Source organism: Alphaproteobacteria bacterium, assembly GCA_040220875.1.
Taxonomy (GTDB): Bacteria; Pseudomonadota; Alphaproteobacteria; order JAVJVX01; family JAVJVX01; genus JAVJVX01.
In genome coordinates this window covers 544,581-567,348 of record JAVJVX010000005.1, presented here as the reverse complement: position 1 = coordinate 567,348, position 22,768 = coordinate 544,581, and the positions used below count along the sequence as shown (strand labels likewise).

Sequence of the window (22,768 nt, the reverse complement as noted above, 5' to 3'; positions counted from 1 at the left end):
CCGTTGCGCCGAATTTGATAAACGGCCGCATGAGTCGGGGGTCGCGATCATGTCGCTGGCGAACTGCCGGCTTGACGCGAACAAGCTGGCGCGCCTGACCAAATCCATCGAAATTGCGCGCGAGAACGGCTCGAACCTGGCGCCGATGACGGAATTCCGGCTTGGTGTCATCGGCAATGGCACGACCTGCCTTTACGCGCCCGCGCTGCCGGCCGCTGCCGCCCGGTTCGGTCTGAACCTCGAGGTTGTTCAGGCCGACTACGATCAGGTGATCCAGGAAGCGACGAACCCGGCTTCGACCGTGAACGCGGCCAGGCCCGATGCCGTGCTGCTTGCGCTCGACAAGCGCGGCCTGCCGTTTGGCGATGTCGAGTTCGGCTCGTTCGAGCAGGAGCAGGCGGCGGTCGAGGAAGCGATCGACTATCTGCGCACGATCCGCACGGGGATCGCGGCCGCTTCGGGGGCTTTCGTCATCTACCAGACCCTCGCGCCATTTCCCGATTCCGCATTTGGCAGTATGGACAGGCGAGTAGCCGGGACCAACCTGTCCATGAGCGCGCTGTTCAACCGGCGGCTGGAGGATCTCGCCCGAGAGAGCGGAGATTACGTTCTGAACGTTGCCGGCCTGGCTGCATCCGTTGGGCTCGAAACCTGGCATGACCCGGTTCAGTGGAATCACTACAAGCTCCCCTTTTCCCAGAAGCTCGTCCCCCTATATGTCGATCACGTCTCCCGCCTGATTGCCGCGATCCGCGGCAAGTCCAGAAAATGTCTCGTCCTCGATCTGGATAACACCCTGTGGTCCGGCGTTGTCGGCGACGACGGGCTGGAGGGTATCCTCGTGGGACAGGGCGATGCCATCGCCGAGGCCCATCTCGATATTCAGAAAATGGCGCTGGATCTGCACAGCCGGGGCATCATCCTCGCAATCTGCTCGAAAAACGACGACGAGATCGCCCTGCAGCCGTTTCGGGAGCACCCCGATATGCTTCTTCGGGAAGAACATATCTCGGTGTTCCAGGCGAACTGGACCGACAAGGCAACCAATATCGAAGCAATTGCGAAGGTCCTCAATATTGGCCTGGATGCCATCGTTTTTGTCGATGACAACCCGTTCGAGCGTGAACAGGTCCGTGAGGCCTTGCCGGCCCTGGCGGTGCCGGAATTGCCGGAAGATCCGGCCTTGATACCCAGAACCGTCCTGAGCGCCGGATATTTCGAGAGCGTCATCTTCTCGCAGGAAGATCGCGCCAGGGCCCGCCAGTACCGCGACAATGTCAAGCGGGCCGAGCTTCAGTCGAAGTCCAGAAGCATCGAGGACTACCTGAAATCGCTGGATATGGTCATCCGGTTCGCCCCGTTCACTGCCGCCCAGTTGCCTCGCATCACACAGCTCATAAACAAGACGAACCAGTTCAATCTGACGACCAGACGATATACGGAAAAGGAAGTCGCCGAACTATCCCGCTCGCCCGAAACATATACGCTTCAGGCCCGCCTGCGTGACCGGTTTGGAGATAACGGCATCATATCGGTCGTCATCATCAACCAGGTCGGGCAGACCTGGGATATCGAGACATGGCTGATGAGCTGCCGCGTGCTTGGGCGCAATGTCGAGGATGCGGTCCTGCACCAATTGGTCCGGGCGGCGAAGGAGCGGGAGGTCGGGGAAATTATCGGCCATTATGATCCGACTCCGAAAAACTCCCTCGTAAAGGATCTGTTCGCCAATTTTGGCTTCGATCTCGTCGAGGACGAGGGGGGGCGGACCACCTGGCGGCTGGAGGTTGATGGCTTCACGCCGCGCGACAACCTTCCCTTCGAGGTCGAACAGGCAGGGACAGGAGACGATTAGGGCTTTTTCCGCCCAATGGCCGCGCAGTTCACTGTAAGTGCGTGCTTCCTGCATTGCTCGAGGCTGTAGCCGGTCATGGGAAACAACTCTCTCTGCTCGATTTCGAAGCCGGCCTCCCTCATGAAGCCGAGCGTTTCCTCAGCGTCGGTGATCAGGAATATATGATCGGGTGCCGGACTGTTGGCCGGCATGTTTACGTAGATCCGACCGCCCGGCTTCAGGTAGTCGTGCAAGCACACCAAAGCCCCCTTGGGATCTTCCAGATGCTCCAGAACCTCGCTGACGACAATGCTGTCGTAGCGATTAACGCTGCCCGGCGCGTCATACAGGTTCTGGCAGACCAGAGACACTTTTTCGTCCACGCCGATTGCTGCCAGAGTTCGCCGCGTTGCATCGATGGCTCCCGGGCTGACATCCCAACCCGTCGCCGAGCCCATGCGCGGATCCGTGGCCGCGAAATAGAGCAGCGTGCCGTGGCCGGGCCCGACCTCAAGATGGTCGTACCCCTCGACATTGCCCGCCAGAAATTTTGTGCGGTAGTAAGTCAGGGCGTTGGCGTGATTGATCCAGAAAAGGCCGGATAGCAGAAGCCCGTTCATATATTTTTCCATGATGACGGGATCGGCATACACGTCGTTATAGGCCTCTTCGAAGGTGGAACGTTCATAGCGCTTGTTGCGACGGAAAAAGAGTTCGGCCTTGAGGATCATTTCTTCGCAGAAATAGCGATAATCGGTGCAGATCTTCCGAATCGGCTGCGAATGATCTTCCGCGATCCGCAGAATAAGAGAGGCAAAAATCTCCGAGTCCCTCAGGACCTCGGTGGAACGGTCCCGAAGGCTTGTCGCCAGCGTTGCCTCGTGCGCCGGCCAGACCCCGACCTGTTCCCGACACACCCGTTGGAGGCTGGGATGGTTGCCAAAATCGACTTCTTCCAGGGTTTTCGCCCGGTTACGAACATTCATATCGATCGCCTATCTTGTGCTCACGTTGGCCGCCAAAATAACCGGAACGCCGATCCTCAACCAGAGCGGTTTTACCGAGGCAACTCAGCATGATCCGGTGGGGAAGGGAACCCCCGGCCTGCCGCCGGCTTCAGGCGGTGCGCCGGAAGGAGGCTCAGGCGCCGGGCCCCCGATTGCGCAAGGCGAGGCGGATCTGTTTTTCCGCCTCGATGATGGCGAAAAACACCGCGCCCGTGGCGACGATCAGCAGGCCATCGAAGACCGAGAGCGCGCGGGTTTCAAACACCGTCTGAAGTACCGGCAAATAGGTTAGGGCGAACTGCGCGGCCACAACCGACAGGACGGTAATCCAGACGACGCGCGTGCCGCGCACGGCTTTCCAGGTCAGGGACGTCCCGTAAATATTCCGGACAAAGAACAGATTGAAGATTTCGAGCGTCACGAGCGTATTCACTGCTATGGTCCGCGCCATCTCGGGCGCATCGCCCCGGTCGATTGAAAAAGAATAAAGGCCGAAAACAGCGAACACGAACAGCCCCGAGACCAGCACGATGCGCCAGATCAACTCCCCCGTCAGAAGTGGGGCCCGGCGCGCGCGTGGCGCGCGTCGCATCGTGTCCTCTTCCGTCGGTTCGAAGGCGAGCGCAAGCCCGAGCGTGACGGCGGTGATAAGGTTGATCCACAAGATCTGGACGGGTGTCACCGGCAATGCCATGCCCAGGAACAGGGCGATAATGATGGTCAGCGCCTCGCCGGCATTCGTGGGAAGCGTCCAGCTGATCACCTTCTTGATATTGTCATAGACGGTACGCCCCTCGCGCACGGCGGCCACAATCGAGGCAAAATTGTCATCCGCCAGCACCAGTTCGGCCGCTTCCTTTGCCGCCTCACTTCCTTTCTGGCCCATGGCGATCCCGGCATCGGCGCGCTTCAGCGCCGGCGCGTCGTTCACTCCGTCACCGGTCATGGCAACCGTCAGTCCGTGGGCCTGAAGCGCCATGACCAGGCGCAGCTTGTGATGCGGACTGGTGCGGGCGAAGATGTCGGTCTCCACCGCCACTTCGCTGAGGCGCGCATCGTCCATGTCTTCAAGGTCCGCGCCCGTGAGGACACGGTCCGGATTCTGCAGCCCGATCTGGCGGGCGATCGCGCGTGCCGTGCCGGCGTGGTCGCCGGTGATCATCTTCACGCGTATACCGGCCTCGTGGCATTCGCCGACGGCGGCGATGGCCTCCGGTCGGGGCGGGTCGATCAGACCGATCAGGCCAACCAGGGTCAATCGGCCCTCGAGATCTTCGGTATTCAGGACCACGTGATCCGGTGCCACGTTCCGCCGGGCCAGGGCCAGAACGCGCTGGCCCTCGGCCGTGATGGCCTCGACCCTGGTATGCCAGTCGTCCCGGTCGAGGGGGGCTGTGCCGCCGTCGGACGCAAGCTGGTCCGCGCACATTTCGAGGACGCGCTCGGGCGCGCCCTTTACATCGATCCGCGCATGGCCCTCATGATCGTGATGCAGGACAGCCATATAGCGATGACTGGCATCGAAAGGAATGGCGTCGGTGCGTGTCCATCCGGCAAACGCTTGTGCATGATCCCCCGTGATCTTGCCGGCCAGCGCCTGCAACGCTCCCTCCATCGGATCGCCCTCGACCCGCCAGTCCGTCTCGTGAGCGCGCAGAACGGCGTCGTTGCAAAGCGCGGCCACATGAGCAACCTCACGGAGCACTGCGTCGTCCCGGGCATCGTGCACCGTCTCTCCGATCCGGATCGTACCTTCCGGCGCGTAGCCGCTTCCGCCCACCGTATAGCCTTGGGCCGCCGTGGCGATCGTCGCCGCCATCATTTCGTTGCGCGTCAGCGTGCCGGTCTTGTCGCTGCAAATCACCGAGACGGCGCCGATTGTCTCGATTGCCGGCAGGCGACGGACAATGGCGTTGCGCCGCGCCATGGCCTGGACCCCGATCGCAAGAGTGATGGTGAGGACGGCCGGCAGACCTTCTGGAATGGCGGCAACTGAAAGCCCCACCACGGCCATGAAGAGCTCCGCGAACGGGACGTGGCCGACGAAATAGCCATAGGCAAGCAAAACGGCGGCGACGAGCAGGATCAGCACGGTCAGCCAGCGGGCAAACAGGTTCATTTGCTCGACAAGGGGCGTCGTCAGTGTCTCCACGCGTGACAGCATGCCGCTGATATGCCCGATCTCGGTAGCGCCGGCGGTGGCGACCACCACTCCCCGACCGGTCCCGCCGGCGACCAGCGTGCCGCTATAGGCCATGGAGGACCGGTCCCCCAGCGCGGCCGTTTCAGCCACCGGCCGGGTCGTCTTTTCCACCGGGACGGACTCGCCCGTCAGCACGGCCTCTTCCATGCGCAGTCCGCGCGCGGACAAAAGGCGCAAATCAGCCGTCACCTTGTCGCCCGCCTCCAGCAGGACGATGTCGCCGGGCACGATATCGGCACTCGCGATGCTGTTCCGCTTGCCGTCGCGCAGCACCGTCGTGCGTGAGGCGAGCATTTGACGGATCGCATCCATCGCCTGTTCGGCCCGGCCTTCCTGGATAAATCCGATCAGTGCGTTGACCACGACCACGGCCAGAATGACACCCGTGTCCGTGATGTGTCCCAGGCTTGCGGTGATGATCGCGGAGCCGAGCAGGACATAGATCAGGACGTTGTGAAAATGATGGAGGAAACGGCGCACCGTGCTCTGTTTCACCGGCGGGGGCAGCCGGTTGGCGCCATGTTTCGCGAGCCGGTCCGCCGCCTCCCGCTCGCTCAGCCCTTTTTCTGTCGCTCCCAGGGCGACAAGCGTCTCATCCACCGGAACGGCGTGATAGGTGGGCTGGTCGGCAGGGTCCGTCATGCGCTGTCAGGTCCGAAAAACCGTCGATCAGCCTAACACCGGGTAAGGCCGAGGGCCGATGGGCCAGATCAAGATGCGATCGGGGCGGCGCAGGGTGGCCGCGCGCCGTGCCTTGCGCCAACTCGGCGAACTACGTAATATCCCTTATAAGCGCCACCTCCAAGAGCGGCGAAACGCTGGTCGGTGCCCGGCATTCTCACGAGGAAGCGCCGGCGTTGCGCCCCGCCGGCAACCCGATTACGAGAGGAAGTCCCATGCCGCGCCAGCCCGGCGAAACCACCTATCCCCATATTTTCGAGCCCCTCGCGTTGAAGGGTCTCACGATCCGAAACCGGATCATGCAGTCCGGTCACGCCAAGATGTTCCACAAGAAGACCGGTGTGACCAATAATCGTGACCGCTACTACCACGAGGCGCGCGCGAAAGGCGGGCTGGGTCTGCTGACAACCGGGAACCGGCTGGTGCATCCCACGTCCAATACCTTCGCCCGTGGTTATTCCTACGGTTACAAGCCGGAAATGCTGGAGCCCGACCTCGCGCTCACACGGACCGTGCATGCTCATGGCGCCCATATCATCGCCCAGCTCAATCATTTCGGCGTCAACGGATCGTCAAGTTCGATGGACGATTTTCGCGTCCTCTGGTCAGCCTCCAACATCAAGTCGCCGGCTCTCCATGAAATGGCCAAGGCGATGGAGCGTGAGGATATGGACGAGCTGCGCGACGGCTGGGCGCTGACGGCCGATTACGCCAAACAGGCGGAGTTCGATGGGGTCGAGGTGCATCTCGCGCATTCCTACCTGTTGCAGCAATTCCTCTCGCCGGCCTTCAACAAGCGCACGGATGCCTATGGCGGCAGTTTCGAAAACCGATTGCGGCTGCCGCTGGAAGTGACCGAAAGCGTACGCGAACGGGTCGGCCCCGATTACGTCGTCGGCATCCGCCTGCCCCTGACCGAGATGGTCCCGGGCGGGCTCGAGGTGGAGGACTGGATCGAGATCGCCAAGCGCTTCAAGGAAAGCGGGACGGTCGATTACATCGTGGTGACGGCTGGCACCTATCACGTGCCCAATTACATGATCCCCCCTTTCGATGTCCCCGACGGCTGGCTCCGCGACAGGTGCAAGCAATTGCGCGAGGCCGTCGCGGGCCTGCCCGTCTTCCTGGTGGGAGGCATCAGCCATCCCGCCATGGCCGAACGGGCGCTGGCCGATGGTGTTTGCGACATGGTCGCGATGACGCGGGCCAACCTGGCCGACCCGGAATTCGTGAACAAGGTGCGCGAGGGCCGGGAAGATGAGATCACCCATTGCATTCGCTGCAACCAGGGTTGCATCGGCCGCCTGTTCGAGGGAGGGCCGATGACCTGCATCCTGACGCCCAGTGCCGGCCGCGAGGAGGTCTTCAATGAGCGCACCATCACCCGGGCCGCAAAACCGGGACGCTGGGTCGTCGTCGGTGGCGGTCCGGCCGGCCTAAAGGCGGCCGAGACGCTGGCGCGGCGCGGGCACAACGTGACACTGTTCGAGAAATCGGAAAAGCTGGGCGGCCAGGTCGACCTTATCCTCAAGACACCGCGCCGGCAGAGCTTTGCCCATATCGCCCGCGACCTGGAACGCCAGCTCGTCCGGCTGGGCGTCGATATCCTGAGGGGCACCGAGGCAACGGTGGCCGGGATCCGCGATCTTGCGCCCGGCGGTGTCATCGTCGCGACGGGCGCGGTGCCGGACATGTCGGGCTTCAATATCGTCAACCCGGCGGTCGAACGCCTGCCCGGCGTCGATCAGTCCAATGTGGTCTCGGGCTGGGATGCCATTCGCGCGCCCGGCGGGTTGGGGAAGCGGGTCCTGATTCTGGACGACGATGGAACGCGCTACACCGCCGGCCTGGCCGAATTACTGCTTTCGGACGGGCACGAGGTGCATCTCCTGACCCGCCATCCATCGGCGTTTCACCGCATGAACGCCACGCTCGATCTGCCCGAAATTCTGCCGCGGGTGATGAAGGCGGGGCTCAGGATCACGCCCAATAGCTGGGCCGAGAAACTCTCGGGCGATACGGCTCACATCTTCAATATCTATTCCGGCGAGAAGACGACGATCGGGCCTGTCGATCACTTTGTCCTGTCGACGGCGCAGCTTCCGGCCGACAGTCTCTACTTCGCGCTCAAGGACGAGTTGGCGAACGTCCATCGCGTCGGAGACTGTGTGGCGCCCCGGCGGATCGAACACGCGATATATGAGGGCTTCCTTGCCGGTCTCGAGCGTTTCGACAACTGGACAAAATATATCGAGCCGGGCGATCTCGAGGAATTCACCCCACTGACAAACGCCTGATCGACCTAACGGCCCATCGTCTCGAGGACAGAGAGGCTGACATCCTCCTCCGCCATGGGCGGGTTGATCTGCACCTCCGGCGCCGAGGCGAAGGCGGTCGCGTGTCCGGACTGGAAGTCCGCCGTCATGTCATAGGCCTCATGCACGGCCCAGCGCGTTACGTCATCGACCGTTTCGCGCAGCGTCTGGCCGAGTATCTGGGTTTTCATGTGGTTGCCGGCCTTGTCGTACATTTCTGTCAGGAACGGATGAAACCCATCGGCGCCGATATAGAGGATCTTGTAGCCATACGGGTGGGCGTCCGGCGGCGTTGCCTTGACGATATACACATCGCGCGGCTCCCAATCGTCGATCACATTCCAATGGGGAGCCGAGGCCAGATCGAAACGCGGAAAGCGCTCGTTCTCGCTCGAGGCATCGAGGATCTGCGTCGGCATGCGGCTGTTCGCCACCAGCAGCACTTCCGTCCGGCCAAGGATTTCGAAATCCTCATACCAGGTCGGATAGGCGCCAAATCCCGAGAAATCGTCGTTCAGCCAGTCCGTGCCCGAAATCCGGTCCATCCAGGTCGAGCCCGACAGGCGGCGGATGCGGCGCACATCGCGCACATAGGCCCAGGAATCGTTGAGCCGGCCGGTATCATATTTGATGGTGAAAGTCCCCACGCCCTTGATGTCCTGCGGGCTCATGGCGAAGAACAGGGTCTTGGCCAGAATGTCCCCGTCGCCAAGGACCGGTGTCTCCGGAAAACGAAGGATGCCTTTCATCTTGAAATTGGTGAAAGTCCAGTGCTGCAGCCGTTCCAGCCCGGCCTGCCGGTCGATCAGAAGGATGACCTCGCCCGGATTGTGCACGATGTCACCACCGTTGCGCCCGTGGGTGAGGTTCCAGACGATCTTGATGGCCGCATTCGGGTCGTTGATGGCATCGACCTCGGGAAAGGGCAGGCCGGCCTTCCAGCCATCGATGCGGCCGGTCGCCGGATCGAAGCGCACATCCTTGGCAAATTTCGCGGTCGCTTCCTCGAACCGCGGATCGTCCGGATAGGGTTTGGGGTCGGCCAATTCGAGAGTGAGGCCGAAAGTCCGCATCTGCCAGGCGATCCGATCGGTCACAAGATCGGCCAGCCGCGTGCCGTGGAATTCCCGGTCCTCCAAATCAGCAAGAGCGCCCGCATCTATGCGCGTGCCGGCGGTGAGCGGCTCGCCACCGGCTGCACGGCTGGCGCCCGCTGCAAGCGGCAGGACCAATAAGGCGAGACATCCGAGAACGGCGACACGGCCCGAAAGAAACAAGAACATGGCGAACTCCGGCGGCGGCGATGCGAGGCGGCCTCAACCCTATCACCTTTCGCCCGCCTGTTTGTAGGTTTCCTGTAGCGGGTGCGAGATGCTGGACGCGCCCAAACTATTTCTTTAGCGTCCGGACCATGAGCAAGCGCCGGGGCGGCCAGACAAGACTGTGCGAGATGGGAGTGTGGCCTGGCCTGCCGGCCGGCGTCCGCCGATTTCTGCCGGCGTTCGTGCTGTCCGCGCTGCTCGTCGGCGCGCAAATCGTCGCGCTGCACCACAACACCGAGTTCGGTGGTGACGCGCACAGCCATAATGGCGCCGCGTGCGAAATCGCCGTGCTCGCGAAGGGGCTCACCGGGCTCGCTGAAAACGCGCCGGCCCTGCCGGTGCCCTTCACCCGCCATATCGCCCGCGCACCGCTCGCCCAGGACCAGAATCCGGGCTACCAGCCGGTCGATTCGGGCCGCATTCGCGCCCCACCCCGTACGCTCTCCTGACGACCGGGCTCCTGCGGAGCCCTCATCCACCCATCCAAATCACTAGGAGAGTGTCATGCGCACGATACTGTGCCGTGCCGCCATCACCGCGGCCGTCCCACTTTGCCTGAACGCAGCGCCGGCCGGCGCCCAATCCCCTGAAGTCGAGGCCTTGCGCCAGGAACTTCAGCAGATAAGAAGCGCCTATGAACAACGCATCACCGCGCTCGAAGCACAGCTTCAGGCAGTGGAAGCGAGACAGCGACAGGCGCCGGCCGCACCGCCCACCTCCACCGTGGCGGCCCCGGCCGCGAGGCCACCGGCCAGCCCCGTCTCTGCCAATGCCGGCAAGCGGGTCGTGCGCGATAACAGCTTCAACCCGTCCATTGGCGTCATCCTCAATGGCAAGTTTTCGACCTTCTCGGCCGAAGACTCGGAGATCGCCGGCTTCGCGATCGGCGAAGAGGGCGAGCGCGGGCGCGAGGGGCTGGCCATCGACGAATCGGAGCTCAATTTCTCCGCCAATGTCGATGACAAGTTCTATGGCAGTTCGACGGTCGCGGTCGTGCGTGAGGACGGGGAAGACAAGATTGAGCTGGAGGAGGCCTACATCCAGACCCTGCCGGGCCTGCCGTTGCCCGACGGATTTCGTCTCAAGGCCGGCCGGGCTTTCTGGACTCTCGGCTACCTGAATGAAATTCACGCCCACGCCGATGATTTCGCTGACCGGCCTTTGCCGTATCGGACCTTCCTGAACAAATCCTATAACGACGATGGGGTGGAGGCAGCCTGGGTGTTGCCGCCTCCCTTCTTTGCGGAAATCGGCGGTGGCGTTTTTCGGGGCGAGGACTTCCCGGCCGGCGGCTCGGAAGATGGAGTAGAATCGTGGTCCGCCTTCGGACGCGTGGGCGGTGATTTCGGTCTCCGGCATAACTGGCGCATCGGCGGATATGTGCTCGACAGTGATATCGTCTCCCGCGAAGCGAATGAGGGGGCCGTGACTTTTGCCGGCGACTCGAGGCTCTACATAGCCGATCTGCGCTACACCTGGGCCCTCACGGGCAACCCGCGTCAGTCGGAACTGATCCTGCAGGGCGAGTTCTTTTGGCGTGACGAGGATGGCGTCTATGAAGACACGGATGCGGGGACGGGCCCGATCGGTTTCGATGATGATGCCAGCGGCTGGTATGTGCAGAGCGTCTACAAATTCGCGCCGCCCTGGCGTGTCGGTGTGCGCTACAGCCGCCTCGATGCCCCGTCGGTGCCGGCCGGCCTTCTCGGCAGCGCTCTCGACCCGGCGGGCGAAGACCCGGAGGCTCTTGCCTTCATGGCGGACTGGACAAACAGCGAGTTCGAGCGCCTGCGCTTCCAGTATAATCGCGAGACGCTTGCCGCCAGCAAAACGGACAACCAGTTCGTCCTGCAATACGTCATGAGCATCGGCGCCCATGGGGCGCATCCGTTTTAGGGACCGGAGCCGTGAGACTGATCAAAAACTTCGTTATCGCGGCCGCTTCGGCGGCCGCGATCCTCCTGCCGCCGCCGGCCAAGGCGGGAGTGCGCGTCTTCGCCTGCGAGCCGGAATGGGCGGCCCTGGCCGAGGCGGTGGGCGGGGGTGAAATCGAGGCCTTCGCGGCCACGACGGCCTTTCAGGACCCACATTACATTCGCGCACGGCCAAGCCTGATCGCCCGCATCCGGAGCGCCGATCTGGTGTTTTGTTCGGGCGCCGATCTTGAAATCGGCTGGCTGCCACTTTTGCTCCAAAGGGGCGCGCCGGCAGGGGTTCAACCTGGGCAGCCGGGTCATCTGCTGGCCGCCGATCATGTCGAATTGCGCGACAGGCCGCTCAGCCTGGACCGTGCGGCGGGCGATATCCACCCGCAGGGCAATCCGCATGTCCATCTCGATCCGCGCAACCTGGTGACGCTCGCCCGGGTTCTGGCCGAGCGTCTCGCGATCATTGATCCGGCGAATGCCGAACGTTACCAGGCTGGCGTCGAAGCCTTTGTGAGCGGTTGGTCGGCCCGGATCGCGGCGTGGGAAAAGCGGGCCGAGGGATTTCGTGGCATGAAGGTTATCACCCATCACAAGGCCTGGACCTATCTTGTCGCGTGGTTGGGCCTTGATCGTGTCGCGACCCTCGAACCGAAGCCGGGCCTGCCCCCCACCTCCGCCCATCTTGAGGCGCTTCTCGACCGGGCACGGACGGGGCAGGTGTCGGCGATCCTGCGCACGCCCTACGATCCGCCCGTGGCGGCCCGCTGGCTTTCCGGGCGCACAGGGCTGCCGGAACTTGTTCTGCCTTACACCGTGGGTGCGGACGGCGCCCCCGATCTGGTGGCGCTGTTCGAAACCACCCTTGCGCGACTGGAAAGCGTGCGTCGTGGGCGGTGATCTTTTCGACATTCTCGGCCCCGCCCTGACGATCGCGGTGACCGTGGCTCTCGTCCACGCGCCACTCGGTATCGAGGTGCTCCGGCGCGGGATCGTGTTCATCGATCTCGCCATCGCACAGATCGCAGGGCTGGTCATCGTGCTGGTCAATCTCGTGCTGCACGACCCGGCCTGGGCGCTGGTTCAGGCAATGGCGGTCGCCGCCAGCGTTCTTGCAGCCTTGTTCTTCCGCTGGATCGAGCGAACTGCGGCCCGCGAGCAGGAAGCCGTGATCGGTGCCAGTTTTATTGCCGCCGCCGCCCTGACCCTGCTGGCCCTTGCAAACCATCCCCACGGTGGCGAGGAAATCCAGCACGTGCTGTCGGGACAGGTACTGTTTGTGACCTGGACGGATGTCCTGCAGACCGTTCCCGCCTTTGCGCTCATCCTCGCCCTCTGGCTCCGCGTGCCGGCGCTTCGCCAGGGGCTCGCCTTCTACATCCTGTTCGCTATCACCGTGACCCTCTCTGTTCAGCTCGTCGGCGTCTATGTGGTATTCGCGACGCTGATCCTGCCGGCACTCGGCGCCGGTGGCGGCGCTGGCCGGCCGCTTGGCCTCGCTTGGGCATCTGCGGTGCTGGCGATCGGGCTTGGCCTTGGCGGTGGTTATGCGCTGGATCTGCCGATCGGTCCTGCGCTGGTCGTGGCTCTGACTTTGAGCGCTGTGGCCTTTCGTCTCGGCCGGCGGCTCGGCGTCGGCGCCCGGACCAGGGAAGGGGGATAAGAAACCGCAATCCGTGGTCGAGCGCCGCCACGCAGAACACGCCGGCGGCCCGGAGTCCGACGAATCAGAGAAGGCGCCTCCTGCAATTCGCCGTCGGTTTTCAGGATCAGCCAGCCCGATCGTGAAGGACGGGAAGACGATATGGACCGCGACCGTGACGGCAAACCGGACGCGGGCCGGCGGTACAGGGCCGAAGAGATCGGCCAGGGTGCGGGCCTCCCGCGTGGAAACGCCCCGGGCCCGCGAACGCGCGCGGCCTGGCGTCGTTTGATCCACCTCAAAATACACGGGCCACGGCCCGATACACTTCGCCCAAGGCGTGCCGGCCGGGCACAAGCGGGAACAACCGGCAGCGGCGATAAAACGCGGGCGCAATTTCGCCCCAATTTCGCAACGGGTTGCGCAACGGGTTGATTGCCTGGACAGGCCCCGCATGTCGACATGGACTGAACGATCAGGTCGGTAGCAAGGAGTGAGACGGGGATGGCGAATGGGGGGGCTGAAACGTCGGTGAAACAATTCTGGTCCCCTTTGCTGGCCGGCATTCTGCTGGGGCTCGTTCTTTTTCTCGCATTTCTGATCACCGGACACGGTTTTGGCGCCAGCGGCTTCTTCACGCGCGCGACGGTGGCGCTGTCGGCCGCGCTGGCGCCCGCCTGGACCGAGACGAACGCGTATCTCGGCCCCTATGTGCAGGCGGGCGGCGTTCTCGCGTCCTGGATCACCTGGGAGATCATCGGTCTCGTGATCGGTGCGTTCGCCGGCAGCCTTGTCAGCGGCCGGTTCCGCGCGACCGTGGAGCGGGGACGGGCCAGTTCCCGTGGACGCCGGATGGTCTTCGCCTTCGCGGGCGGGCTTCTCGTCGGTTTCGGCGCGCGTCTCGCGCGCGGCTGCACCAGCGGGCTGGGCCTGTCGGGCAGTGCCACGCTGGCGGTGGCCGGATTTCTCTTTTTGCTCTGTTTCTTCGCGGCCGGATTTCTCGCCCATCATTTTGTGCGAAGGGACTGGGAATGAATCTTCCACTTTATGATAACGGCCTCGCCTCGGGACTTCTGATCGGGATTCTGTTCGGCTTCATCCTCGAGGGGGCGGGACTGGCAAGCCCGAGAAAGCTGACCGGCCAGTTCCGCCTGTCGGACTGGACCGTATTCAAGGTCATGCTGACGGCAGTGATCGTCGCGGCCATCGGGCTCTGGCTGGCCGAAGCCCTCGGCGTGATCGGGGCGCAGGCGGTGTTTTCGCCGACCGTGTTTTTTTGGGCGACGGCGATCGGCGGGCTGCTCATCGGCGCGGGCTTCGCCATCGGCGGCTATTGCCCCGGCACCTCGGCCGCGGGAATCGCGACGGGTCGCGGTGATGCGGGCGTCTTCATCCTCGGCATGCTTGCCGGGACCTGGCTGTTCGCCGCGTTCTTCGAGCCCCTGGAAGGGCTATATCTGGCTGCCCGGGCACCCGAGGGACAGGACATGGGCGCGTTTCTCGGTCTGCCGGATTGGCTTATCATCGCGATGCTCATTCTGATGGGCGCGCTCGGCTGGGCGCTCGCCGCCCGACTGGAAGCGGCGCGGGGCGGCCCCCTCTCGGCGCGCGATCTGGCCGGGCACGAATAGCCGACCGCTCGCCGGGATCACAGGCGCATATCACGCAAAGGGAGAAAACCGGTGAGCCGACGCAAACTGACCTACATGACCACCCTGCCCATCATCGCCGGCCTCGGCGTCACGGGCGCCCCGATCATCACGGGACCGGTTCCCTTCGCTACACCCGCGGCTCAGGCTCAGGTCAATCCCTGCGCCCCGGCCCAGCCGCGCGGATCGGGCGCGGGACGGGGGGCAATGAACCCTTGCGCGCCGGTCAATCCCTGTGCCGCCAGGCCGGGGCGCAAGGCCAGCCCCTGCGCCCCGCGGGCGCGCGACCGGGCCTCGCCCTGCGCCGCCAGGCCCGCTTTCTCGGGGCCGGCCGCTAATCCCTTCGACGTGCCGGCGGGCTACGCTCAGGCACCCTATGGCGACCAGATGCCTGATATCGTGAAGAACTATCTTCGGGCCGCGCCCTATGTCGGGACGGGCGGCGTCGTTGATATTACCGCCTTCGACCGGCTCAAGGCGCTTGGCTTCAAGAGCGTGATCAATCTGAACACCGTTGAGGAAGGCGCGCCCGAAGAGGAAGCGGCGGCAAAAAAGGCGGGGTTGACCTATATTCACATTCCCGTCTCCTCAGGCGCGCCCTCACCGGCCGACGTCGAAGCCTTCAGCGACTATGTCAACGATCCGGCCCATTACCCCGTCCTCGTGCATTGCCAGTCCTCCAATCGGGTGGGCGCGATGTGGGCGCTGTATCGTGCGGCCAACGGCGTGCCGCCCGGGATCGCGGTGCAGGAAGGACGGACGGTCGGCCTCAAGCCCAGCCGCGAGGGCGCGGTGCGCGAGCGGCTGGGTCTGCCGCCACTCGAAGAGTGAGGCCCGGCCGGCGCAACATCAGGCAGCGAGGAATTCCAGAAGCAGCCGGTCATGCTCCTCCGGTTGCTCCCATTGCGACCACTGGCCGGCGTTCTCGATCACATGGAAACGGGAGCCCTGGATGAGGCCGTGCAGGCGCTCGCCCGCGTCGGGGCCATTAAGGGCGTTGCCGTCGCTCCACAGCACGAGAGCGGGGTGTCTGATGGCGGCGACATCGGCTTCGGTGAACTGAAGGGCATTTGTTTCCGGCGCGAAGAGATGCTCGTAAAAACCGCGCATACCCTCGCGGGTCGCCGGGCGCGACCAAAGGGCCCGACGCACGGCGACAATTTCCTCGGTCAGACCGCCCGCCGGAAAAAGCGGGCGCATGCGCTCGCGGATCGTGTCCATCGTGGGATTTTCGAGGGCGCGGAGGCTGGTCTTGAGAAAGTTGTCGGATGATCCTTCATGCTCCGAGACGGTGCCCGGCTTGAACTGAACGCCCCAGATATTGTTGAGGATGATCTTCTCCACCCGGTCGGAATGGTTCAGGGCCATGTCGATGGGGACCCAGCCCGGCGCCGATTCGGCCTCGACGCTCGCCTTGTCGATCCCGAGCGCGTCCATCAGCTCGAGTATCTGTCGCGTGAATTGCTTGAGCCAGTTGGGATCCTCGAAGGCGGGTGCGCTCGAAAGCCCGTGCCAGAGCAGGTCGAGCGATATGGCCCGGCACCCCTGGGCCAGCCGCATGAGGTTGCGGCTGAAGGCCTCGGCGTGCCCGCCGCCGCCATGCAATAAAAAGAGTGCCGGCCCCTCGCCTGCCTCAATCACCCGCGTCCGCCCGATCGGCGTCTCGACGAAATAAGTCTCGGTGCCGAGCAGGTCTGTGTGAATGGTCATCATACCCCCTTAAATTCCGTGTGGGCCGCTTGCCGGGGCCATCCGCAGGTGGCCGCGGGCGGGGGCCCCAACCTCAGCCCGGTCCCGCGCGCCTTGCTTAAGCCAGGGGGATCAAAGAAAGCAAGTCTCTCACCGTTCAGGCGGAACCGGGCCTCCCCCATGCGCGTTCCCGGCCCCTTTCTTGCCCCGATCCCCTTAAAAATGAGGGGAGCGCCAGGGCGAAACCGGCGGGCCGGAAACCCCCTTCTAAAAGTCAGGTATCCACGGATTCGAAAATTGTTTTCCCTTCCCTGCGGAAATCCTGGGCCGGGCCCAGGATAGGCGATCGGGAGTGAAGCAAAGAGATGACGGGTCAATTACCGGAAGGATTCGGAGAACTCGGGCCGCTCCTTGACCGATGGGCCTTGCCCACCGAGAAGGCACGGAACGAGCGTCGCCACAAAAGCACGATGGAAGAAATCGGGGAATTTTACGAAACCGTGCTGCCGAAAATGGAAAAAATAGCGGCGCATCTCGATCAGTTCGATATCGGGACTCTCGACGAGAAGGAGCAAAACCTTCTCAACCTGTCTTGCATGCTTATCGAGATCGCGCCCTGCATTGAACTTTACGGACAAGTACGAGTTCCGAATTCGTTCGAAATCGAACGCTACAACATTCACGGAACGGGCTTTTGACCGAAACGGTCGAAGACCTGGCCCTGTTCCCGATTATCACCTGAGTTCTAAGGCCAATTTCCGATAAACGGCACAGCAGATGATTCGTGGGGACCCCAATGGCAGTAACAGACAAGACGTCGAACGATTACGAGAAATTTTTCGCTCCGGAATTCCCCAGCATGGGAACGGGACCGATCCCGGCGGAGGCCTATACATCTCCTGAATATTTCGAGAAGGAGCGCGAAAACATATTCAAGAAAACCTGGATGATGGTTGGCCGGGAGCAGGAAATTCCGGAACCGGGTGACTATTTCCAGAAGCCAATCTCGATCCTGAACACCAATCTTATCGTTGTGCGCGGTAAAGACGGCATTGTTCGCGCATTCCACAATTCGTGCCGGCACCGGGGCAATCAGGTTTGCTACGAGCAGCACGGCAATACGAAGTTCTTTTCCTGCGGCTTCCACGGCTGGGTTTACGACAACATGGGCAAACTCGTCCACGTAACGGACAGGGACAGATTCTTCGACTTGGACGAGGCGACGCTCGCGTTGGCACCCATCGCAACAGAAACTTGGAACGGGTTCATCTTTGTCAACGCGGAGCCGGAGCCGGAGCAGAACCTGAAAGACTATCTGGGCGGACTCGGGGAACAGCTCGACGGCTATCCATTCGACAAGATGGTGCAGATCGGCAAATGGTCGGCACAAGTCAAATGTAACTGGAAGGTCTTCATCGACGCCTTCCATGAATTATATCATGTCGGCTGGGTGCATCGGAACTGGCTGGGGCCGGCCTTCGTGGAGGCACCGCGCGAAGCCGCCCGAATCTCTTCTGTCCGGATTTACGGCCCCCACCACTCTGCGACGATCCCGCGAAATCCCAATTACCAGCCCACGGAGATCGAGCAACTCGCCTACAAGTATTCCGGCGGCGGGATGGTCCGTAACCGCGAGGCGCGGGGCCTGCCTGAAGGCCCGCCACCGGGCATAAACCCGGATGGCGATGCCAATCACGCCTTCGAGGTCAACGTCATCTTTCCCATCAATTTCATCGACATGGCCCCCGACTGGTATTTCACCTACGAGTTTTGGCCGGTCGCCGTGGATGAAACTCACTGGGTCTGCAAGATGTATTCGCCCAAGCCTCAGACCATTGGTGAGCGCCTGGCCCAAGAGGTTTTGGTCGTGCAGTTCAGGGACGGGCTTCTCGAAGACCTCAGTACGGAGGAAAGCACGCAGCAAGGGTTGAAAAGCGGTGCCGTGCCGTTCCTTCAATTTTCCGATCAGGAAATCACCTGCCGTCACCTGTACGAAGCGGCGGACCAGATGGTGCGAGGGAAGAAAGCCTCGGAAATAAAATACTGAGCCCAACCGCCCCCTAAACCAGAAAAAGATAATTCGAATGCGACCGGTGCGGCCTGCCTGAATGGGGGCCGCCCAAATCCTGGGGAGAAAAGCCGATGAAGAGAATGGGGTTCATTGCGACCACGCTGATGCTCAGCGCGGTCACGCTGACCGGGGCCAGTGCCGAGGCACTGCCCGAAAACACCATAATTTCCAAGGACAACCTTCAGCAAAGTCTGGACAAGACCGTCGACGGCACACCGGTGTCCGACATGCTGGCGGACGGGGTCGGGCACCTGGTCAGCAACTACAATCTTAAGCTTCGCATCATGGACCCGACACCTTGGCCACGCGACCCTCTCATGGACAGGCTGACAGCGGCCAATGCCGGAAAGATCCAACTCGATCCGGCCACCAAGACCCCGATGAACTGGGTTGCTGGGGCGCCTTTTCCGGAGGTTGAAATCGAGTCCGATCCCAAAGCCGGACTGAAGCTGATCTGGAATTACACCTATGGTCGCCAGGAAGGGGATTCCTTCTACAATCCCGAGTTCGCCATGGTCCTCATCGACGGCACCCAGGGGCTCGATCGCGAGCAGATCTGGACCCAGTTGAGCTACAAGATGGTCGGGCGTCTGGTAGGGAACGGCCACACTGCGGGCAACGGCACAATTTTCAACAAACAGCTCCTGTTTGCCCTTCAGCCCCATGACATCGAGGGGCTCGGGACCTTCGCGATCCGCTATGTCGAACCCAAGCTGAACGACACCTGGGCCTATGTCCGGACCGTGCGCCGGATTCGCCGGCTTTCGGGCGGCGCCTGGATGGACCCCATCGGCGGGACAGACCAGTTGCAAGACGATTTCGATATCTTCAACGCCCATCCAGCCTGGTACCCGTCCTACAAGGTGCTGGGCCGGCAGAAAATGCTGGTCTCAGCCAATAATCCCGGCCCCTTCCTGAAAGGCGTCCTGGGCCTCGGCGTCGCCGATGAACGGTTCCCGGCGGTAAATCTGGGGGAGGCACCTTACTGGAACCCGATCGCGTTCTGGGAGCCGCGGGAAGTTTACATCATCGAGGCGACCCCGCCGGAGTATCACCCTTACTCCAAGAAAATCATCTATATGGATGCCGAGGAATACAGCCTCTTCCTGGGTGAATTCTTCGATCGGAAAGGCGAACGCTGGAAGCAGATGGTTCAGCTGTTCAAGGTGTGGGGATCGCCAAATAACGCGACGCCCGAGCGTCAGATCGTGCGGAGCGGCCAGGGGCATACAATAGATCTCCAGCGCATGCATGCGACCATGTATATCCTCGACCCCAAGTTCAACGATCCGACGGTCGAGGAGGATTCGGTCAGCCTGCGCGTCCTGGATGGCGGGCGATAGGATCCTGCTTTCTCCGGGGGCGTCTGAGAGGCGCCCCCATTTTTCCTCGACCCCAGCTAATCGGTTTATGGACAAACCTGCCACGACTGGGGGATCATGCGTCACAAGGCTCTGTGGTGGACCTTCGTTTCCAAATGACCGAAGACCGGACGCGCCATGGACAGTCCCCTCGCCTCTGCCCAGTTAAGCGGAGAGATCCGTTTCCGTCCGGTGGCCCTGCCACCCTTTGCGCTGCCACCGCCGGCGGCTGCCGCTCCGGTCCTCGACTCGCTCGGCGAAACCCCAAGCTATCTCGTCGCTCCGCCTGGTTGGGGAAAATCGACCCTTCTCGCCATTTGGGCCGATGGGGCGATCAAGCGCGGTCAAACGGTCGCCTGGCTTCGTCTGGGGGCCGCCCATAGCGAGCCGGGCCGGTTGTTCGGTGACATTGTCGCAGCTCTCTCGCGGGCGGGGCTCGTTGTCGGCAGTGGTATTGCCACCCTGCGCCGGCAAAACAATCCGGCACTCCGCATGCTTTTTCCTGCACTTCTACTGGACGAATTTTCAGCGCGGGATATCTCGGCGACGCTGGTAATCGATGACGTCGAGCAATTGGACAATGGCGCTGCGGCCAGACTCCTTGGGGAGCTTGGTGCCTCGCCTGAGTCAGGATTGAAGCTGGTCGTGCTCGGCCGGCGGCTGCCAGCCCCTCTTCTGGAAGAGGTCCCGAACGGCGCGGTTTTTCCGGAAGTCTTTACGCACGACAAGCTCCGTTATACCGCGCAATCGCTCCAAACGTATTATTCGCTTGTGACGGGCACGGAAGATCCACCTATGCCCATTTCCGATCTTATCGATGCCAGCGATGGCTGGATCGGGCCCATTGCTCATGTCTCGCATCATCACCAGAAATTCCGGGCCGGATCGAGGCCGACAAAACGTCAGATCGAGGAAATCCTCGACGATTATGTCCGAGCCAAATTTCTGGCGGTTCGATCGCGCGCCGCCCGCCATTCCCTGTTTCAACTGGCCGCACTTGGACAGTTTGGCATTGACGACGTCCGTTCTTTGTCGAGGACCCCGGCCTTGCTTGACGCATTCCAGGATGCGCGGGACCGGGAATTTCTTCTGGAGCCGTCATCGGCATCCGTTCCCGGCAAACTCCAGTTAAATCGGACATTGTGCGAGAGCCTTCGCCGTATCTTCCAGGAAGAGGCCCCCGACAAAAAAAGGCAATGGCACAAATATGCCTTTAGGTTCCTCAGTCGCGGGGACGTGTCGCAGGAAAATTTGCTTGAACACGCCCTTGCTGCGGGATTGACGGACGAGGCCGCCGGCATTGTGAGCTCAATCTCACAGGATCTTTTTTCTCGGGGCAAGATCAAGGAACTGCTTGATTCCGTGGAAGGACTGCCGATGGCGGTCGTGGACCGGTTTCCTGATATCCTGTTGAATCAGGTCTGGGCGCTTGAGGGCAAGTTATCTTTTGACGAAGCCGAGCAGGTCTTAAAACGGATACGCGGACGTCTCAAAACCCTCCAAAAGACAAAGCGGATTTCTGCGGCGAAATTTCTATCCCTGGAAGGCCGGATCAAGCATCGTGAGATGATGCTCTCCCTGTTTCAGGACGATCTGCCCCGCGTTCGCGAGCAGGCCACCCAGTGGCTCGACACATACAAGTCTTCGGGAGCAAATCTGTATGACGAGGCGACGACGTGGTCTTGCCTGGCTCTTGCCACACGCCACGCCGGCGATCTCAATAGCGCCACCCCCATCCTGGAACGCGCAGAAAGCCTCTATGCCAGGACCGATGCGCAATTGGGCAAGATCTATCATTGCTGCATTTCCGGCATCATCCATGGTGATCTCGGCAAGTGGCAATCGGCGTCTCGCTCCTTCCAGCTGGCGGTCGAGCTTGCCCAGTCCTTGGGCGACACCCGCAGTACACTCGAGTCAATGGCTATCGTCGGGCAAATGGAGATTCGTTACGAATTGAACGAGCTGGAAGGCCTGAACGCGCAGATCGGAGAAATACTGCCCTGCCTGCAGAGTTTTGCCCTGCCGGATCTTTTTGGTGTGGCGCATGTGCTGCGCCTCAAAATGGCTGAACGGGGACCAACCGGGACTTTCAGAACGGTCGCGCAGGAAGCGCAGGATTTCGCCCAACGATACGGGTATCCAAGAATTTCTGTGGCCATCGAGAACGAGATCTTGCGACAAGCCGCGCTCCCTCCCTCCGTCGGGCAGGTGGTTCGGATCGCTCGGGACGGTCGTGATATCGAAACTCTCCCGTTCGTTGCCGGAATCGTCTCCGACACCCTGAAAAGCGCGCCGCCGCCTTTCCGTTTGGCGTCAAAGCGCGGGTTGACATTGGAAAGCCTGGGGCTGCACGAAAAATTTGCCCGCGCCGCCCTCCTCGCCGGTCGCGAAGACGAAGGATTATTACAGGAAGCCTCGGCCGCACTAGAGGCGATCTCCCGGGTGCTCGACGCGGGTGGAGCCTTTAGGCCGCTCCTGAAAATAAATTTGTTGCGTGTGGGCCTCCATGGCCGGTTAGGCACCACGGCGAAGGCCGCCGAGGTTCTGGGCGCCACGGCGCGGCTCGCGAATTCGCATGGTTTCGGGCGAACAGTTTATGATGAATTGTCATGGCTCTGGCCAACTCTGCAGCTCTTGCGTGACCAGGCCACGCGCCTCGTGGGCACGCGCGACCTCGACAGGTTTTTCGCGGCCTGCAATAAATTCATGCAGAGCAAGGCGGGGCCTGCCACCATGGTCGCTTCGGTCAGCGAGAACCTGTTGACGCCGCGGGAGGCTGAGGTTCTGCGCGCGATGGGCGCCGGGCTTTCCGACAGTGAAATTGCCCAGCACCTCAAGATCCGAATTACGACGGTTCGTTGGCACATACGCCACATTTATCAGAAGCTGGGCGTCCGCCGTCGTCTTGCTGCGGTTCGAATGGCGGAAAACGCCGGCCTGATATGAGCCGCCGCCGCACCGGCGGGCCGGGTATCCGAGGGCAGGCGGGCCGGCTTTTCCGTGTCCCCCGACAGGGGGCACGCTTGCGGTGTCCTCAGCGCGCATGCCCCCAGGATGCCGCTTTCCTCA

At 62.2% G+C, this 22,768-nt stretch carries 17 protein-coding genes; 13 read left to right on the top strand and 4 right to left on the bottom strand.

Annotated features, from left to right (window positions below):
• The first annotated feature begins 49 nt into the window (after positions 1-49).
• Positions 50-1,855, top strand: coding sequence for an HAD-IIIC family phosphatase (locus tag RLQ26_04935; GenBank protein ID MEQ9088070.1), 1,806 nt, complete (start codon positions 50-52; stop codon positions 1,853-1,855).
• On the opposite strand, the gene RLQ26_04930 is transcribed toward RLQ26_04935, so the two are convergent.
• Both RLQ26_04930 and RLQ26_04925 read right to left on the bottom strand, forming a co-directional pair.
• A complete protein-coding gene (locus RLQ26_04930) occupies positions 1,852-2,820 on the bottom strand; it encodes a methyltransferase (GenBank protein ID MEQ9088069.1) in 969 nt (322 codons plus the stop codon). The genes RLQ26_04935 and RLQ26_04930 overlap by 4 nt on opposite strands.
• A 154-nt stretch (positions 2,821-2,974) precedes the next feature.
• A complete protein-coding gene (locus tag RLQ26_04925) occupies positions 2,975-5,686 on the bottom strand; it encodes a cation-transporting P-type ATPase (protein MEQ9088068.1) in 2,712 nt (903 codons plus the stop codon).
• Between the two features lie 254 nt (positions 5,687-5,940).
• Between RLQ26_04925 and RLQ26_04920 the strand changes: the two genes are divergently transcribed.
• Positions 5,941-8,022 (top strand): NAD(P)-binding protein, encoded by a 2,082-nt coding sequence (locus tag RLQ26_04920; GenBank protein ID MEQ9088067.1) that lies wholly within the window; start codon positions 5,941-5,943, stop codon positions 8,020-8,022.
• A 5-nt stretch (positions 8,023-8,027) separates the two neighbouring features.
• Here the strand turns inward: RLQ26_04920 and RLQ26_04915 are convergent, their stop codons facing one another.
• Positions 8,028-9,323 carry a DUF1329 domain-containing protein gene (locus tag RLQ26_04915; GenBank protein MEQ9088066.1) on the bottom strand — a complete coding sequence of 432 codons (1,296 nt, stop codon included), beginning with the start codon at positions 9,321-9,323 and terminating at the stop codon, positions 8,028-8,030.
• Between the two features lie 167 nt (positions 9,324-9,490).
• Between RLQ26_04915 and RLQ26_04910 the strand changes: the two genes are divergently transcribed.
• The 7 genes from RLQ26_04910 (at position 9,491) to RLQ26_04880 (ending at position 15,409) form a co-directional block, all read left to right on the top strand.
• On the top strand, positions 9,491-9,811 hold the full coding sequence (locus RLQ26_04910; GenBank protein ID MEQ9088065.1) for a hypothetical protein: 321 nt from the start codon (positions 9,491-9,493) through the stop codon (positions 9,809-9,811).
• A 55-nt stretch (positions 9,812-9,866) separates the two neighbouring features.
• Entirely contained in the window at positions 9,867-11,258 is a 1,392-nt protein-coding gene (locus tag RLQ26_04905; protein MEQ9088064.1) for a hypothetical protein, read from the top strand.
• 11 nt (positions 11,259-11,269) lie between these two features.
• Positions 11,270-12,187 (top strand): zinc ABC transporter substrate-binding protein, encoded by a 918-nt coding sequence (locus RLQ26_04900; protein ID MEQ9088063.1) that lies wholly within the window; start codon positions 11,270-11,272, stop codon positions 12,185-12,187.
• On the top strand, positions 12,177-12,950 hold the full coding sequence (locus RLQ26_04895; GenBank protein MEQ9088062.1) for a metal ABC transporter permease: 774 nt from the start codon (positions 12,177-12,179) through the stop codon (positions 12,948-12,950). Before RLQ26_04900 ends, RLQ26_04895 begins: the two co-directional genes overlap by 11 nt.
• Before the next feature lie 483 nt (positions 12,951-13,433).
• Complete coding sequence (locus RLQ26_04890) at positions 13,434-13,964, top strand: YeeE/YedE thiosulfate transporter family protein (GenBank protein MEQ9088061.1); 531 nt, start codon at positions 13,434-13,436, stop codon at positions 13,962-13,964.
• A complete protein-coding gene (locus tag RLQ26_04885; GenBank protein MEQ9088060.1) occupies positions 13,961-14,560 on the top strand; it encodes a YeeE/YedE thiosulfate transporter family protein in 600 nt (199 codons plus the stop codon). Before RLQ26_04890 ends, RLQ26_04885 begins: the two co-directional genes overlap by 4 nt.
• Before the next feature lie 51 nt (positions 14,561-14,611).
• Positions 14,612-15,409 (top strand): sulfur transferase domain-containing protein, encoded by a 798-nt coding sequence (locus RLQ26_04880; GenBank protein MEQ9088059.1) that lies wholly within the window; start codon positions 14,612-14,614, stop codon positions 15,407-15,409.
• Between the two features lie 18 nt (positions 15,410-15,427).
• Here the strand turns inward: RLQ26_04880 and RLQ26_04875 are convergent, their stop codons facing one another.
• Entirely contained in the window at positions 15,428-16,288 is an 861-nt protein-coding gene (locus RLQ26_04875) for an alpha/beta hydrolase (protein ID MEQ9088058.1), read from the bottom strand.
• Between the two features lie 344 nt (positions 16,289-16,632).
• Between RLQ26_04875 and RLQ26_04870 the strand changes: the two genes are divergently transcribed.
• The 4 genes from RLQ26_04870 to RLQ26_04855 all read left to right on the top strand — a co-directional run bounded on the left by RLQ26_04870 (position 16,633) and on the right by RLQ26_04855 (position 22,645).
• Complete coding sequence (locus RLQ26_04870) at positions 16,633-16,965, top strand: hypothetical protein (protein ID MEQ9088057.1); 333 nt, start codon at positions 16,633-16,635, stop codon at positions 16,963-16,965.
• A 98-nt stretch (positions 16,966-17,063) separates the two neighbouring features.
• The gene (locus RLQ26_04865; protein MEQ9088056.1) at positions 17,064-18,314 is read left to right on the top strand and encodes an aromatic ring-hydroxylating dioxygenase subunit alpha; all 1,251 of its coding nucleotides are present in this window, start codon (positions 17,064-17,066) and stop codon (positions 18,312-18,314) included.
• 95 nt (positions 18,315-18,409) lie between these two features.
• The gene (locus RLQ26_04860; GenBank protein ID MEQ9088055.1) at positions 18,410-19,681 is read left to right on the top strand and encodes a DUF1329 domain-containing protein; all 1,272 of its coding nucleotides are present in this window, start codon (positions 18,410-18,412) and stop codon (positions 19,679-19,681) included.
• Positions 19,682-20,095: 414 nt separating this feature from the next.
• Complete coding sequence (locus tag RLQ26_04855) at positions 20,096-22,645, top strand: LuxR C-terminal-related transcriptional regulator (GenBank protein MEQ9088054.1); 2,550 nt, start codon at positions 20,096-20,098, stop codon at positions 22,643-22,645.
• Positions 22,646-22,768 lie beyond the last annotated feature (123 nt).